Source organism: Streptomyces rugosispiralis, from assembly GCF_024505145.1.
In the GTDB taxonomy this organism is placed as follows: Bacteria; Actinomycetota; Actinomycetes; order Streptomycetales; family Streptomycetaceae; genus Streptomyces; species Streptomyces rugosispiralis.
The window spans coordinates 87,896-103,081 of sequence record NZ_JANIAA010000001.1 but is presented as its reverse complement, the minus strand read 5'-3'; the positions used below and the strand labels follow the sequence as shown (position 1 = coordinate 103,081).

General features: G+C 68.3%; 10 protein-coding genes and 2 pseudogenes. 5 read left to right on the top strand and 7 right to left on the bottom strand.

Going from position 1 to position 15,186, the window contains the following annotated elements; genetic code table 11:
- Window positions 1-322: 322 nt before the first annotated feature.
- The gene (locus tag NP777_RS00440; protein ID WP_256647948.1) at window positions 323-1,369 is read right to left on the bottom strand and encodes a LacI family DNA-binding transcriptional regulator; all 1,047 of its coding nucleotides are present in this window, start codon (window positions 1,367-1,369) and stop codon (window positions 323-325) included.
- A 583-nt stretch (window positions 1,370-1,952) separates the two neighbouring features.
- On the opposite strand from NP777_RS00440, the gene NP777_RS00435 reads away from it, so the two are divergent.
- The 3 genes from NP777_RS00435 (at window position 1,953) to NP777_RS00425 (ending at window position 5,198) form a co-directional block, all read left to right on the top strand.
- On the top strand, window positions 1,953-3,254 hold the full coding sequence (locus NP777_RS00435; protein ID WP_256647947.1) for a hypothetical protein: 1,302 nt from the start codon (window positions 1,953-1,955) through the stop codon (window positions 3,252-3,254).
- 173 nt (window positions 3,255-3,427) lie between these two features.
- A complete protein-coding gene (locus NP777_RS00430) occupies window positions 3,428-4,243 on the top strand; it encodes a hypothetical protein (protein WP_308404986.1) in 816 nt (271 codons plus the stop codon).
- Window positions 4,244-4,433: 190 nt separating this feature from the next.
- Window positions 4,434-5,198 (top strand): class I SAM-dependent methyltransferase, encoded by a 765-nt coding sequence (locus NP777_RS00425; RefSeq protein ID WP_256647946.1) that lies wholly within the window; start codon window positions 4,434-4,436, stop codon window positions 5,196-5,198.
- Window positions 5,199-5,252: 54 nt separating this feature from the next.
- Here the strand turns inward: NP777_RS00425 and NP777_RS00420 are convergent.
- Together NP777_RS00420 and NP777_RS00415 are read right to left on the bottom strand one after the other, a co-directional pair.
- A pseudogene (locus NP777_RS00420) lies at window positions 5,253-5,666 on the bottom strand (ISL3 family transposase); the annotation flags it as partial.
- A 47-nt stretch (window positions 5,667-5,713) separates the two neighbouring features.
- Window positions 5,714-6,289, bottom strand: a complete 576-nt coding sequence (locus tag NP777_RS00415) for a CGNR zinc finger domain-containing protein (protein ID WP_256647945.1) — start codon at window positions 6,287-6,289, stop codon at window positions 5,714-5,716.
- 82 nt (window positions 6,290-6,371) lie between these two features.
- Here NP777_RS00415 and NP777_RS00410 point away from each other — a divergent pair, with 82 nt between their 5' ends.
- The gene (locus NP777_RS00410; RefSeq protein ID WP_256647944.1) at window positions 6,372-7,544 is read left to right on the top strand and encodes an epoxide hydrolase family protein; all 1,173 of its coding nucleotides are present in this window, start codon (window positions 6,372-6,374) and stop codon (window positions 7,542-7,544) included.
- Window positions 7,545-9,259: 1,715 nt separating this feature from the next.
- Here the strand turns inward: NP777_RS00410 and NP777_RS00400 are convergent.
- From NP777_RS00400 to NP777_RS00390, 3 genes and pseudogenes are all read right to left on the bottom strand, one after another.
- Window positions 9,260-10,267 carry a hypothetical protein gene (locus NP777_RS00400; protein ID WP_256647943.1) on the bottom strand — a complete coding sequence of 336 codons (1,008 nt, stop codon included), beginning with the start codon at window positions 10,265-10,267 and terminating at the stop codon, window positions 9,260-9,262.
- 763 nt (window positions 10,268-11,030) lie between these two features.
- Complete coding sequence (locus NP777_RS00395; RefSeq protein ID WP_256647942.1) at window positions 11,031-11,873, bottom strand: alpha/beta fold hydrolase; 843 nt, start codon at window positions 11,871-11,873, stop codon at window positions 11,031-11,033.
- A gap of 32 nt (window positions 11,874-11,905) precedes the next feature.
- Window positions 11,906-12,322 (bottom strand): annotated as a pseudogene (locus tag NP777_RS00390) (dihydrofolate reductase family protein); the annotation flags it as partial.
- 620 nt (window positions 12,323-12,942) lie between these two features.
- Here NP777_RS00390 and NP777_RS00380 point away from each other — a divergent pair.
- Window positions 12,943-13,662: a hypothetical protein gene (locus NP777_RS00380; protein WP_256647940.1), complete on the top strand. Its 720-nt coding sequence runs from the start codon at window positions 12,943-12,945 to the stop codon at window positions 13,660-13,662.
- A 174-nt stretch (window positions 13,663-13,836) separates the two neighbouring features.
- Here the strand turns inward: NP777_RS00380 and NP777_RS00375 are convergent, their stop codons facing one another.
- Window positions 13,837-15,045 carry a serine hydrolase domain-containing protein gene (locus NP777_RS00375; protein ID WP_256647939.1) on the bottom strand — a complete coding sequence of 403 codons (1,209 nt, stop codon included), beginning with the start codon at window positions 15,043-15,045 and terminating at the stop codon, window positions 13,837-13,839.
- Window positions 15,046-15,186 lie beyond the last annotated feature (141 nt).

Below are 15,186 nucleotides of genomic sequence, written 5' to 3'. Positions count from 1 at the left end.
TATCGGCTGGTCACAGCTGCCGCGGCGCCCGTCCCCTCGGACTGTGGCGCGGTGGCGCGGTGGGCACATCGCACCGGATACGGCTTTGAGCGCTGGTCTGTGGGGCCGACACAAACCGGTCCACCCGGTTGCGATTCGAGATATCGAACAGCAATCGGATACTCGGACAAGCATGGATGATAGGCGGGTGGTGAGGGACGTCAACACCTCTCGCGCCAATGAACCGACAATGGCGGACGAGGGCCGAAACCAAGCCTGGAACGGCCGATGCGGCACCCGGCTCTCGGCGCGTGCGGACGGCGGCTGGTTCTCCGCCTGTCGTTCAGCCGCTCGTGCCGCGGCGCGGGCCGGTGCTTTCGCGGACGACGAGGGCGGGCTCGTCGCAGGGGTCGGGGGCGGGCGCCGAGGGATCCAGCAGCCGGTGCAGCAGCCCGAAGCAGGTGCGGCCGAGCCCCTCGAAGTCGAGGCGGACGGTGGTCAGCGCGGGTGCGAGGAAGGCCGCGAGGGGCACGTCGTCGAAACCGGCCACGCTCAGGTCGCCGGGGATGTGCCGGCCGGCTTCGCGGGCCGCTCGCATCACCCCCGCGGCCACGTCGTCGTTGCCGCACAGCACGGCGGTCACCGACGGGTTCGCGACCAGCTCCCGCGCGGCGAGGTAGCCGGTGCGCGGCGTCCAGCCTCCCTCCACCTCGGGTGGCTCCGGGGCACCGGCCGCGCGCAGCCCGTCCAGCCAGCCCAGGGTGCGCTGGGCCACCTGAGCGGTGGAGGACGGCAGCGCCAGGTAGTGCACGGTGCGGTGGCCAAGGCCCAGCAGATGGCGGGTGGCCCGAGCGGCGGCGATCCGGTCGTCCAGCCAGGCCTGCGACCGGGTGGAGACCGCTTCGCCGTCGGAGGGGCGCTCGATGGCGGCCACCACCGGAGTGTCCGCGGGCAGCAGCCGCAGGGCGTGCACCCCCGGAGCGTCGAAAGCGATGACCACGACGGGTTCCCCGGGCCGTGCCAGGCGGGTGCGCAACTCGTCCCGGTCCGGGACGGCGTGGCGGTCCAGCACGGTCACGGCGACGGCGAAGCAGGCGGTTCGGGCGGCTTCTTCGATGCCGCGCAGGGTCGAGGCGGCCCCGTACAGGCTGGTGTCGCTGGTGAGGACGGTCAGCGAGCGGGCGGCCTTGCCCGCGAGTTCGCGGGCCGCGCGGTTGGGCCGGAAGCCGAGCGAGTCGATGGCGTCCTCGACCCGGCGACGGGTGGCATCGGCCACGGAGGCATGCCCGTTGATCACACGGGAGACCGTCTGGTACGAGACCCCGGCCACCCGTGCGACATCGCGGATGGTCACGGTGGGGGCGCCTGCGCTGTCAGGAGTGGTGTGCATCAGCTCGTGCCGGCCCCGGACGTGAGATCACGAGGGGAAGCAACGGCCCGCGCGCGAACGGACGTCCACGCGCCACCGGCCCCATGTGACGTGGCAGGCGGTGACGGGGGAGACGCCGGGAAGGCGGCGGCCGTCCCGCGGCATGGCCGGCTCCTCGAAGGTGCGGAGCGCATGTGACCGGTCACTCACCTGCTCCTGGACGCATGGGCAGCGATCACCCCGCGTGGCCGCCGGGCCTCCGGCCGGGCGTAACGGGCCCGGAGAAATCCGGGCTGCGATGGCTATTGACACTTCGGATTCCGTCACCACAATCATGCGGTGGTGTGACCGTTCACACAAGAGGCCAGGAGGGGCGGAACACCAAGTCCTGACGCGACTGGGGCCGCCGCACCCCGACGCCCACTCTCGGACGGTTCCACGGTTGCCAGGGCCGGCGCCGTGAGCACCGCATCAGTGGCTTCCGGGGCAGCGGCTGCCCAGTCCCGGAGCCGTATGTGAGTCCGCGCCGGAACGCCCCGCTGTCCGGCGTCCTCGCGCCACGTCCGACTGACAGACGCGTGTTCGTCCCGGACCAGGAGGCTCCATGACCAGCACGCCTGTCACCGTGCGCTCGCGAACTCTCGTATGGCTCGCGGTCGTTGTCGTAGCCACTCTCGCCACGGCGACCGGTCCGGCGGTGACGCCGGTTTCGGCCACCACGCGCGGCAGCACCCTTGCCGTCGACGCGGGCACCGTCGTGCGCCCGGTGACCCGGGTCGGGTCCGGAAGCCTCTACGGCCTCAAGGACGCGGCCAACCCGCCGTCGTCCGCATTGACGCCGCTGCGCCTCAACCAGCTTCGGCAGCCCCCGCCCGGAACCGAGCACCGGCCGAACGGCTCACCCGTCCCGGTCGGCGACGCGCTGGTCGTGGCGCCCACGGCGATGGCCGCCGGGGCGAAGATGACCATCGACATGGCGGACATCTACGACGGCTTCCCCTACCGCTGGGGAGGCTGGCCGGACTGGCTCTCCCGAGTGGACAAGATGATCGCCGCGGTCAGGGCGCGGCCGGACATCACCAACATCAACGCCTGGGAGCCCTGGAACGAACCCGACTGGACCTGGCCCGGCTCCGCCGGAACCTTCAACGACGGCTGGGCCCGCACCTACCGGCAGATCCGCGGAAGCGACCCGAGTACGCCCATCCTCGGTCCCAGCATCTCCTCATGGAACGCCGGCTGGATGCGGTCGTTCCTCACCGCGGCGAAGGCGTCGAACACCCTGCCCGACGTCATCTGCTGGCACGAGCTGTCCGGCTATCAGAGGGTGACCGGTGACGTCCGGGCCTACCGGGCGCTGGAGAAGGAGCTGGGAATCACGCCGCGGCCCATCTCGATCAACGAGTACGCCACCCCTGACGAGATCGACGTGCCCAGCAGTGTCAACCACTACATCGCCCAGTTCGAGCGGGAAGGCGTGCGCGATGCCGAGCGCGCGTTCTGGTACGAGTCCGGGACGCTGAACGGCCTGCTCCACGACAACAAGCCGACCGCGTCCTACTGGATGTACAAGTGGTACGGCGACCAGACGGGCAATATCGTCAAGGTCACCCCCACCACCTACAACGATGGTGTCGCCGCCTATGACGCGTCCCGACGGGTCCTGAACCTGGTTTTCGGCGGGGAGGCGGGCAACAACATCATTCGGATCACCGGGCTGAGCCAGTACGGCTCCTCGGTCACCGCCACTCTCACGCACGTCGGGAGCACGGGACGCACCACCAACGTCCCCGCCCCGGCCACCGTCTTCTCCCGTACGCATCCCGTCGTCAACGGGACCGTCACCATCCCCATCGACAACGAGGACTATCTGGGTGCCTACAACCTCGTTCTCACACCCGGATGACTCGCGGCGCAGCACGGATCAACACCATTCAGGAGGGAAAATCCATGATGCCGCATCGGAGCGAATCCGTGGGCCGGGACCGCGAATTCCCGAGCCGGAGGTCTGTTCTGGCCACGATGAGTGCCCTACCGGTCCTCGTGTCCGCGACCCCGGCGGTGAGAGCATCCGCGGCGGTGGCCGCCAACGTGATCGTCGATCCGGCGGCGGGGCGGCAGACCATCCGTGGCTTCGGTGGCATGAACCACACGCTCTGGATCAACGACCTGACACCCGCCCAGAGGGACACGGCGTTCGGCAACGGCGAGGGGCAGCTCGGGTTCACCGTGCTGAGAATCCCCGTCCACTGGGTCAACCTGTACGCGATCTCGGTGCAGAACGAGCCCGATTACGCACGTGACTGGACGTGGTGGACTCCGGGCGAGATGATCCGGTTCCTCCGGGAGAATGCCGGTTCGATCGGCACCAAGGTCATCGCGCCGGAGTCCTTCCAGTATGTGAAGGGCTTCTCGGACCCGATTCTCAACGACTCGGGAGCCCTTGCCAACCTGGACATTCTCGGGGCTCACCTCTACGGCACGCCATACCAGAACTTTCCCTACCCCCTCTTCAAGGAAAAGGGCAGGGGAAAGGAACTCTGGATGACCGAGGTCTACTACCCCAACAGCAGCGATTCGGCGGACCTCTGGCCCCAAGCGCTCGATGTGGGGGAGCACATTCACCGTGCCCTGGTGGATGCCGAGTTCCAGGCGTATGTGTGGTGGTACATCCGGCGTAGCTACGGCCCGATGAGGGAAGACGGGCGAATCAGCAAGCGCGGCGCGGCCATCGCGCACTTCTCGAGGTTCGTCCGCCCGGGATATGTACGGATCGACGTGACCCCGAACCCCCAGTCGAACCTCTACGTCTCGGCGTACACCGCGAGCGCGTCCAGGAACTCGGGCAGCGACTGGCCGCCGCACACGGCGAGATCCTGCGCTTGCAACGCGTGATCCAGTCACACGGCAAAGGACACCTCATAGACGCCGTGACCGGTCCAACTCCGGTGCGTGAAAAGGACATCGCCTGCAATGAACCCGGTAGGGGGGCGCCGGGATCAGCGGTGTACTTCGCCGCGCCCGCTTGGCGCCGTAACCCTCAAAGCAGTGGCGGTGCGGGCTCGGGCCACATACGGTCGCCTCCATGGTTGACGCAATGTTCGGGCATCCGCGCCTCGCCGCCATCTACGACCCACTCGATCCGGACCGCAGCGATCTCGACGCGTATCTCGCGATGGTGGAGGAGTTCGGCGCGCGGTCCGTGCTGGACATCGGGTGCGGTACGGGCGTGTTCGCGCTGCTCCTCGCCGACCGCGGGACTACGGTCACCGGGATCGATCCCGCGCGGGCGTCCGTCGATGTCGCGCGTGGCAAGCCGGGCGCGGAGCGGGTGCGCTGGCTCGACGGCGACGCGGGGGACCTGCCGCCCATGCAGATCGACCTGGTGACGATGACCGCAAACGTCGCCCAGGCGATCGCCGATCCGCAGGCGTGGCGTACGACGCTGCGCGGCGCGTACGAGGCGCTGCGGCCCGGCGGGCGGCTTGTCTTCGAGACGCGCGATCCGGCGCAGCGCGTGTGGGAGGAGTGGGCGGAGTGGACGCGCGAGACCACGTACCGCATGACGGACATCCCGGGCGTCGGTCACGTCGAGACCTGGGCCGAGCTGACGGACGTCAGCCTGCCGCTGGTGAGCTTCCGGGGTACACATGTGTTCGCTACGGACGGGGAGGTACTGACCTCGGAATCGACACTTCGCTTCCGCGAACGTGCGGAGATCGAACGGGACTTGCACGAGCACGGCTTCGTCGTCGAGGACGTACGCGACGCACCCGACCGTCCGGGCAGGGAGTTCGTGTTCGTGGCGCGGCGCGGTACCGAGGAGCCCGTCCCTCCCGGAATGCCCTAGGGAGCGTGCACACCACACAGCGCCGGGCAGACGGGACTTTGAAGACACTCCCTGGAGCTCTTCGGCGGCGGCGGTCGTCCGGAACCCGGTGAACCCATCCTCGCGATCACTTCGATCCAGCCGCCTCGCCGGGTCGCCAAACCTGGTGTGCCTCCAGCATGCTCGTGCACCCCGATCGTGGTGACGCCGTCGAACCGGTGAGGGGCCTCGATCAGACGTCGCTTGCCTTCGGCGAGGATCGCACTGTTCGCGGTATACCAGGCCCCCAGCCCCGCGGCGACGCGACTTACGGTGAGGCGCGGCCACCTTCGAGGTGTCCTGCCGCCACGTCCTCTCGCACAAGTCGCACCGATAGCGGCGTACCTGTACCAGCAGCGTCGTGGCGTGTCCGAACGGCTCATGCGCCAGTCGCCGCGTGACTGGGTACCGCACCACGCCCTCCGACCCACATTTTCGGCAAACGCGACAGATGTATCGCAGGCATGGGGCCCACTTGGATGTACCGAGGGTAACGATCACTCCGCTGATCTGGGGTTTTTGCGCTGGTTGGCATGGAAGCGCGCCTTCTTCTGGCGATTCCCGCACGTGTTCATTTCACACCATTTGCGGGTGCGACTTTGGCTGGTGTCGAAGAAGGCGGCTTGGCAGGTTGGTGATGCGCACAAGGCCAATTTTCCGTCTCGTTCGCCTGCGATGATGCTGATCGCGTCGGCGGCGATCACACCGAGGGCATCTTCCACGCAGGAAGCCGAGCTGAGCCGCCATTGCCGCTTGCCCTCGGCCGTCAGGATCGCTGCGGCCCGACCCTGAGCGCTGCGGTCATTGATGACTTGGAGAGCGGATGCGGGGAGAGCGTCCTGGACCGCGGCCGCTGTCGCGGCGGCGTGGATCGACTCCCTCAGTTCCCGAGCGAGGTCGAGCTGGGCAGTGGTGCAGGAGTCCACGGCGAGGCCGTTCACTGTCAGCCAGTCGACGAGTCGGTGCGGCGTGGGAATGCGCTCCACGGCGTTGCCACGTCGCTCCGACAGAGTCCCGGTGAAGCTGGTCGCCAGCACCTTACCGAGGCGAAAGTCAGGGAACCCAGCATGCATGGAACCACCTTAGCTGGTTGCAGGCCGTCATGAAGACATGCTAGAACCGCCTTAGCCGGTTCCGCGATGGCCAGGAGGTTTCATGTCCCGTCCAACCAGCGACGTACAAGCATTTGAAGCCCACGCAACCGACGCTGACCTCGACGATCTACACGCGCGACTGGCCGCGGCACGGCTGCCGGAGGCCGAGACGGTCTATCGCGTCGCGCCTGACCCTCGCCGATGGGGACAGGGTGTTCCTCTCGCCGACCTCGTTGATGTCGTGGACTACTGGCGCACCGGGTACAACTGGCGGTCGTTCGAAGAGCGCCTTAACCGGATCGGCCAGTTCCGCACGACCATTGACGATCTGGGAATCCACTTCCTGCACCGCCGATCCGCGCGAGCAGATGCCACGCCTTTGATCTTGACGCACGGCTGGCCAGGCAGCATTGCTGAGTTCATCGATGTAGTAGACGAACTGGCAGATCCGAAAGATGCAGACGCGCCAGCGTTCCACGTCGTGGCTCCGTCGCTACCAGGCTTTGGCTACAGCGACAAGCCGACCACCACCGGGTGGGGGACCGAAAAGATCGCGGCCGCATGGGTGGAACTGATGGGAAGGCTCGGCTACAGCAAATTCGCAGCCCAGGGCGGCGACTGGGGAGGTAATATCACCACGGTTATCGGCGGCAGGTTCCCGGCGCACGTTCTCGGCATCCATACAACGTTCGCGGAGGCACCGCCCGGGTTGACAACGGACGGGCTGACGGCGGTCGAGCGCAAGTGGACCGAGGAAACCCGCGATTTCTGGCGCCACCGCGCGGCCTACGCGAAGCAGCAGGCGACCCGACCGCAGACCATCGGCTACTCGCTCGTCGATTCGCCGGTCGGGCTTCTCGCCTGGATCCTCGACAAGTTCGCCGAGTGGTCAGACACCGAAGACAGCCCGTTCGAGAAAATTTCCAGGGACAGGGTTCTTGACAACGTCACCCTGTATTGGCTGACGCGGACCGGCGCATCGTCGGCCCGCATTTACTACGAAAGCCACAACTCGCTCGACCCAGAACTTCGGGTCGACGTCCCGTCGGCAATCAGTATGTATCCCCGCGACATCGAGAAGTGCCCGCGCCCCTGGGCACAGGAGCGGTACCGGCAGATCGTCCGATGGAGGTCGCCCGAAGCCGGGGGACATTTCCCGTCGCTGGAGGTCCCCGAGTATTTCGTCAAGGATCTGCAAGAGGGCCTCGCGGCAGTGCTGGCCGCTAATCGGTGAACGCGGCTGGGTGCCGACACTCGATTACCGCCTGATCCGGCTCGAGGCGTTGCCCGACGGCTTCCGGACCGAGTTCATCGAGACGGCAGAACATGGTCGGACAGGGAGCGGCGAAGACGGCGTGGAGCATGTCGAGGTCTTTTGGATGGTAGACCTCGACCTACCAGCACACCGTCGTCCTGATGGTTCGGGACAAGCCTGGCGTTGCTCCATCGCACGTTGCTCAGTCAGGCACCGGGAGGTGTGGGCCCGCACTGTTCCGATACCGGTGATGCGGCTGGGTCAGCTTCAGCGGCCAGCGCGGCCAGCGCGGCTAGGGCGGCCAGCGCGGCTAGGGCGGCCAGCGCGGCTAGCGCGGCCAGCGCGGCTAGCGCGGCTAGCGCGGAGGTGCGACGGGCGTATGCGACCGAGCAGAACCGCCGCTGGTTCGGTGTGATGGACCGGTTCCGGTCCAGGCCGATGGCACGGCGGGCGGTGCCCTTCGGGCGCACTGGCGTCGGCTCCCTGATCGACCTGCCGCTGCTCGCCGCCATGGCGGGGACGGGCCTGCCCTTGGCGTCTTTTCCCTGGTCACTGTCGTGTTAGCCGGACGTTAGTGGGGCGGCGGTGTTGCGGTAGCGGCTCCGGTCAGAGTTGTTGTCGTACCGAGCAGACCACGACACCGACCGCTCTTGGGGACCTGAAATGCGTTCCGACTCCACTGCACGCATCGCCCGCCGTCGCACCATGCGTGTCGCTGCCGAGGTCCTGACCGCGGCTGCCGCCCTGACCTTGACGGCCTGCAACGGCTCGGACTCCGGTGACGCGAAGTCGGCGGGCCGGGCCGAGGCGGCCCCGGCGGGGGCCGGTGGCTCCTCGGGATCTTCCGGCGGTGCGCAGGGTTCCGATGCCAAGGCCGAGGGGGTTCGGAGGCGGGCGATGTGGGGAGCAGTCGGGCGTTGGGCGGGGCGCCACCGAGGGCGGACCTGACCTCGGTGAACGGCGGCGAGCGCTGGTCGCTGGTCCGCTCCTCGCAGAAGTGGAGCTCGGCGGAGGTGGAGGCGGGCCAGAGCACGGAGTTCACCCTCAACCTCGCCTTCACCGGGGAGGAAGAGGGCTTCTACCAGCCGGCCTGGGTCGAGATCACCCCGCCCGACGAGACCAGGGCCTTCAAGATCGAGTGCCCTGGGAGAGCGACAGTCTCGTCGACCAGCGCAGCGCCACCCATCCCGACACCTTCGCCAACCCCATCGGCTGACCAGCGCCCAGCTGTGCCATGAGGATCCACTAGCCCCGCTGCCCTGGTGTGTGACGGCACCAGGGCAGCGGACTTTCCGCTCCACGGACCGCGCCCGCTACGTGATCGCTGTCGGCGTTCTTCTCCCGCGCCCCGCCCCAGCTCCACGTGATCGCGGCTGCGTCCCCATCGCCACCTCCGCCAGCGCGGTTGATCACGCAGCGTGCTATGAGCCGGCCCTGGCCGTTCGGAGAGGGCGGGCCATCCGCGCCTTCACCGTCCGCGAACTATCCGGGCCCGGGACGCGCGGACCAGTGCCTCTGCTCGGGCGGCGAGTCTCATCGCCCGACCTCACTCCGGGCGAACTCCTCGAACTCCATCTCCATGCGCGCGGCCGGTGCGTCCGACGATCCGCGCCGACAGCCCCTGCTGGCGCTGACGGTCCCTCGTGGTACTCGCGTCGCTGGGCCGCTGCCGCGGCCGCCACGCTGGCAATGATTCAGTAGAAGTGGCGGATGAAGACGTCCGACTTGCCGTTGGTGTCGCCGGGCACGATGTCGTCGGCCGTGGAATGGAAGACCACGTCGCGCCCACCGGCGGTGACCGCGTCGGTCCCGGCCGAGGCGGGCTGGTTCGAGACGATCTCGTCGGTGCCCGTCTCCAGGTCGCGCAGCGTGAGCGACGGTCCGTTCGTGTCGTGTGGGGCGTACAGCAGATAGCGGCCGGTGGGATCGACGGCCACGCCCCGCACGTTCGGCACCAGTTGGTCGGTGCCCGAGGGCACGTCGTGGACGTAGGTGTCGGTGCCCGAGAGGTAGACGACCTTGCTGCCGTCCTTGCTGAGCTGGACGAGTGTCGCCGCCTTGGACGGGCCCTCGACCGGGCCGGAGGAGGTGCCGCTGGTCCGGTCCCATACCAAGACGTCTTCCGCCTGGCCGTCCTGGTAGGCGACAAAGCGGCCGTCGCCGCTGATGGACGGCCGGGCCGGGCGGGTGTGGCCGAATTCGGCGACGGTCTTTGTGGTGTCGGCGCGCCAGTCCCGTACCTCGATGCGCTGCCGGGACGGCGGCCGGTTGAAGGTGGCGACCTGGGCGATGTAGCGGCTGTCCGTGCTCAGCGACGGCTGGCTGCAGCTGAGGCCCGGGCAGTTGATGCCGATCGTGCTTCCCGAGCTCACCTGGGACAGGAAGGACTTCGTGTCTCGTTGCAACAGCCCCCAAAAGGCAGCGTATTGCCCGTCACCGCTGATCACCGGGCCCTGATTCGTTGGGGTAATGCTGCTCATGAGCGTGGTCTGTCCCGCCCCCGGGTCGCGGACGAACACCCTTTCCCACGTCACCGGGTTGGCGGGGGTGAGGTTATTCGCCAACGACGAGAAGGCGATACGTCGGCCGTCGGTCGTGATCGTGGCGCCGGTGGAGTCGCCGTCGCCCTGGGTGCCGTCGGTCGCGACACTGATCCGCTCGACCCCGGCTCCGCCGTTGCTCGCGACGGCCGGCACGGTCATGGGCTCAGCCGAAGCGGCTCCGGGTAGCGCCGCCGTGACCGCGCAGACCACGACCGTCGTGCTTAAGGCGGCCCGCACGCGTCTGGTGGCGCTCCGATTCGCGTTTCCTCGCATTTTTCCCCCTCAGACAGGACTTGGTCCTTCTCTCCGGCTCCCCACCGGAGGGCCACAAGCATGCAACCGCGATGGCGCTGTGGGGTCAATGCGTCGCATGACTATCGAGAGGCGTAGTTCCGGTCAGATGAGAGCGGTCGGCTTCGCGGCGCGCAGGGCCATGGGGCCCGATGGGACGCCGGCTGGGAAGGCCGAGCAGGAGCGTAGAGTGACGAGCGGAGACGACATGGCGTGCGGATAGCCGCGCGAGGGCCGGCAGCCCGCCCCGGGCGTAAGGGGCATGGCGTAACGAACCCACAGAGCCTGACAGCGCGTCAGGCGAGTGCAGCTCACGGACACGCCCCTGACCAGAGGAAAATAGCAATCTGCGGCTGGAGTACCAGCACTCCAGCCGCAGATCGTGATCTTGCTGTTGGGGGCGTGTGGTCGGGCGTGCTCCAGTTGGTTGTGGCCGCGCTTCCGTGTTGACTACGACGTTCGACGTGGAGCGCGGACGGCAGAAGCCGTGGGTTTACGGGACACGGACCGAGAGGAAGCGTTCTGGAGGAACCGTGGGTTGGAATCGTGCCGATCGCGGGCGCGCGGCCGGATTGAGCCTCCGACGTCCACTGTCGCGTGGAGGCCAGACCGGCGCGGCACCCGCCGTCCTCTATCCGAGCGTGAGCATCGCCTCGGCGACCTCGCCGACCGCCGCCTCGGGGATCGCAGTGGCGGCCTCCTGGAGGACGAGCAGCCGTGCCCCGGTGATCTCGCGCGCGATCGCCTCGCTGTTGCCGACGGGGAAGAAGCGGTTGCGGCGGCCGTGGACGACGAGCGTGGGGACCTCGATCTCGGGCAGGCGCTCGCGCCAGCGGGGTTTGCAGTCGAGCCTGGAAAACACCATGCCCATCTGGTTGGCCATCTGGACCGGGGGTGCGGTGCCGGGCGTGCGGTCCCAGACGCGCGCGGCGATTGCGTGCGCGGCGACGGGGTCGTCGCCGAGGATCTCCGCGCCGGCGGCGGCGAACTCCGCAACCGCTTCGCGGTCGGTCCAATCGGGCATCGGACGCGCGAACAGTTGGCTCATCGTCGCCTGGTCATGGTCGGGGAGGTCATCGTCGGGCGGGCCAGGGGCAACCGCGCGGGTGCCGACCAGGGTGAGCGCCGAGAACGCGCCCGGATGGTCGAGCACGGCCACCTGGGCGACCATCCCGCCGACGCCAATTCCCGCGAGGTGCGCAGGTCCTCCGCCGAGCGTGTCAGCAAGGGCCGCCGCGTCGGCGGCGAGGGTGCGCAGGGTATAGGCGGGCGCCTCCGGATCCGTCGTCGTCGACTCCCCGCTGTCGCGCAGGTCGTAGCGCACCACACGGCGCCCGCCTGCGGCGAGGCGCTCGCAAAGCGCGTCGGGCCAGGAGAGCATCGTCGTCCCGCCCGCGAGCAGGACGAGTGGCGCGTCGTCGTCACCGAACGACTCGATGCCCAAGGCGATTTCATTGGCGTTGACAGTGGTCATCGGATCACCGGAAGACGTCGTAGGGCTGGTGCGTCGAGGTCCTTGCCGTTGTCCGACGACGCCGCCTCGGCGCGCTCGGGCGCGGCGGTGACGGCGTCGGGCAGACGGGTGGTGACGAACGGCCGGTCGAGGTCGGTTGTCCGCACCGACTCCGGCGGCGAACTCGTCACGACGCCGAATGGGGGCGTGCCGACCTCGCCGGTGCCGTAGCCGGACGTGTCGTCCCAGCCTTTCGGCCCGTCGACAACGTCGAAGAGGTGGCGGCCGAGGACGACGGCGCCCGAGCGGGCGGTCCCCTCGCTCAGGACCCGGCGGTCGTCGGGGTCGTCGGAATACGCCCAGGTGTGCGGGGCCTCGCCGCCGGTGCCCAGACATTTGTCCGGGCCGGGGTCGGGCCCGGTGACGAAGCCGTCGCGAGAGACCGAGATGTCAGCGATGATTCGAGTCATGTAAGGGCAGACCCGATCCGCCGCCCGAACTCATCGCTCACGCATGAAGCGTGTGGCGGATGCGCACTCGGTAGCACGACGCGCGAGGCGGCATGTCGGACGTACGGCGGACGATCGCCCACGAGTACCTCAGAGGCGCATATGCGCAGGTCAAAGGGTATGGCCTCCTGGGTGCCCGGAATGGCCAGGTGAAGGGTTGCGGCCGCGCTTCCGTGCTGACTACGACGTTCGACGTTCGACGTGAAACGCGGGCACAACCACTTGGAGCGCTCAATGCAGGTCGGCTGATTGACGGGTACGGTCACCGCTGATCATCGGTGTGTGAAGACAGAAGATCTTGTGGTGGCAGCGGGTAACGGTGTACAGCACCTGCTCGGCCTGGGCCGGGTGGGATGCCGACGGCGTGCGCGAGTACGTGCCCGAGTACGTGCTGGAGCATCTGCGCGACGAGGACGGGTGCTGGTGGGTCGACGAGACCGGCGACGTGAGGAAGGGCACGCGCATCGTCGCCGTCCAGCGCAGTACACCGACGGTGGACCTTTTGGGTGTGGCCGTCCGCGAGTCGCAGACGGCCACACCAAAGGTCACCGCCGCTGCAAGAGCACTACGGCCGCTGGACCGTGGGCTGGCGCTGGGCGCACGACGAAGGCGACTTCGACGGAGGGCCCGTCGGGAACTGGTGCTGCCCGCGGGACTCGATCACCACACCGCAGGAGACGCTCGACCGTGTCGTCGCCGCACTGTGCGAGTGGCGCGAGTGGCTGGAGAGTCTCGCCGGGTGGTTCGACGCGTACCCCTTGGACCTGACCGAGGTCGAGGACCAGCGAATCCTGTGGGAGCGCGCCGCCCGAAACCTGATCATTCAGGTGACCGACCGCACCGGATGCGGCAGCGGCTGGCACGGACATTGCCGTCAAGTGCTCACCTGGTTCCTCAGCCGATGGGGGGTCGCTCCCGACCCCGCGCAGGAGCTGGTCGACGCGGCGATCGGCGGGCGGTTCGCGAGCTGGACCGGTCCCGATCCGGTGCTGGTCGAGGATGTCGCGGAGCGCCTCGCACTGTCGCTGCGGCCGGACGGTGGCACACGATCCGACAGGCCCGCGCCGGACCACCTCGAGCGCTGGCTCGCCGTGCGCGAGAGCGTGCCATGGCAGGAGGTTTCGGACGGCAGCCGGGACGACCCAGTGGGGCAGATCAAGCAGGCGTACAAGACGGGCCAGGGGGACCAACTCGGCGCGCTCGGGCTGGTGCTGAACGCGTCGTGCTGTGGACGAGTCGCTATCTGGACGCCGCCATCGAGGAGCTGCGGGTTGCGGGCACTCGCCGGCCGAGGAGCGTGAGCACAACGTCATGGGCGAGGACGTCGCCCGCGTCTGCCCGCTCGAGCACGCCAACCTCAACGTGCTCGGCCGCTACAGCTTCCGCTCGTCCACCCGGTCGACGGCGGCCTGCGCCCGCTGCGCGACCCGGGTGCGCCGGAGCTGGACGAGGACGACGGCGGGCGGGAGTGAGTATCAGGAGCCGGCAGGCCCGACCCGTGACCGGCGTTCAGGTATCGCCCCGCGGCAGAACTTCACCTCGAGTAGATCGGTGAAGATTCCGATGGGGTCGTCCCAACCTCCATTGCTCCAGTCGCCGTTGATGTTGATGGTGACCATCTGTTCACCATTGCGAGCGCCGTAGGCGTAGGACCACGATCCGAAGAGCGCACCCCCCATGCCCCAGACCGTTTCCCCGCAGGGCAGCCTCACTGAGGAAACGCCGAGGCCGTAGGCGGTGTTGGGAATCCAGTCGCGGGTAGGCACGGTGGTGAACATGTCGCGTTGTTGGTCCGGAGGCAGTATCCGGCCCCCCAGCAGGGCGCGGAAGAACCGGTTGAGGTCCCCGGCGGTGGAGATCATGCCGCCGGCCGCCCAGAACATGGATGAATCGAGTTCGGTCGCGTCGTGGACCGGCGCGCCGGGGTCGGTCTGGAAGAGCTTCGTGTAGTGCTGGGAATGTGGCCCGTGGATCGTCGGGTCGCTGCCGTGCGGCAGGTACGTACCAGCCAGGCCGAATGGGCGGGAGATCCGCTCCATGACCTCCTCGGCAAGTGCGTGGCGGGTGGTCCGCTCGATGATCATGCCTGCGAGGACGTAGTTGGTGTTGGAATACGCCCAGCCCGAACCCGGTGTGAAGGTGGGCGGATGGGACATGGCGATCTGCGCCAGTGACTCGGGCGGGTGTGTCTCGTAATGGTTCAGTGCTTCCTGGTCATCGGTGTAGTTGAAGATCCCGCTGGTGTGGTTGAGCAGCATCCTGATGTTCACCCCGGCACCGTCGTGGTGATGGCCGTGGACCACGTCGGGCAGCCACTGTTCCGCGGTGTCGTCCAGGCTCAGCCTGCCTTCCGCCGCCAGCTGCAGCACGACGGTGGCCACGAACGTCTTGCTGATGCTGCCGATGCGGAACCGGTCCTGCTGTGAACGCTTGCGGCCGGTTCGGGTGTCGGCCACTCCTGCGGTCCCGAACCACTGCCGGTCGCCGTCGCAAGCCTCAGCAACAATGCCGGGAATGCCGCCTTGAGCCACGGCTTGCTGAAGTAGGCGCTGGATCGCCTCGTAGCTCGCGGCCTCGTAGCCCTCGGCCTCTGAGACCGGCGCGGACTCGGATATCGCGCCCCCCGCTTTGGCCGGTTCGGTACCCGGTCGGCCGCTGTCTGTACGAGCGGTGTGTTGGTGCATATGGTCCTCCTTGGTCGTATGCGACCCGTAGATGACCGCCCGGCCTTCATCCACCGCGTGATTCATTGGCCCACCGGCTCTCACCAGGGGATTGGCGCCCGGTGCGGCGCGCGATCCATCGCGCACGCCCACCGGCCCCAC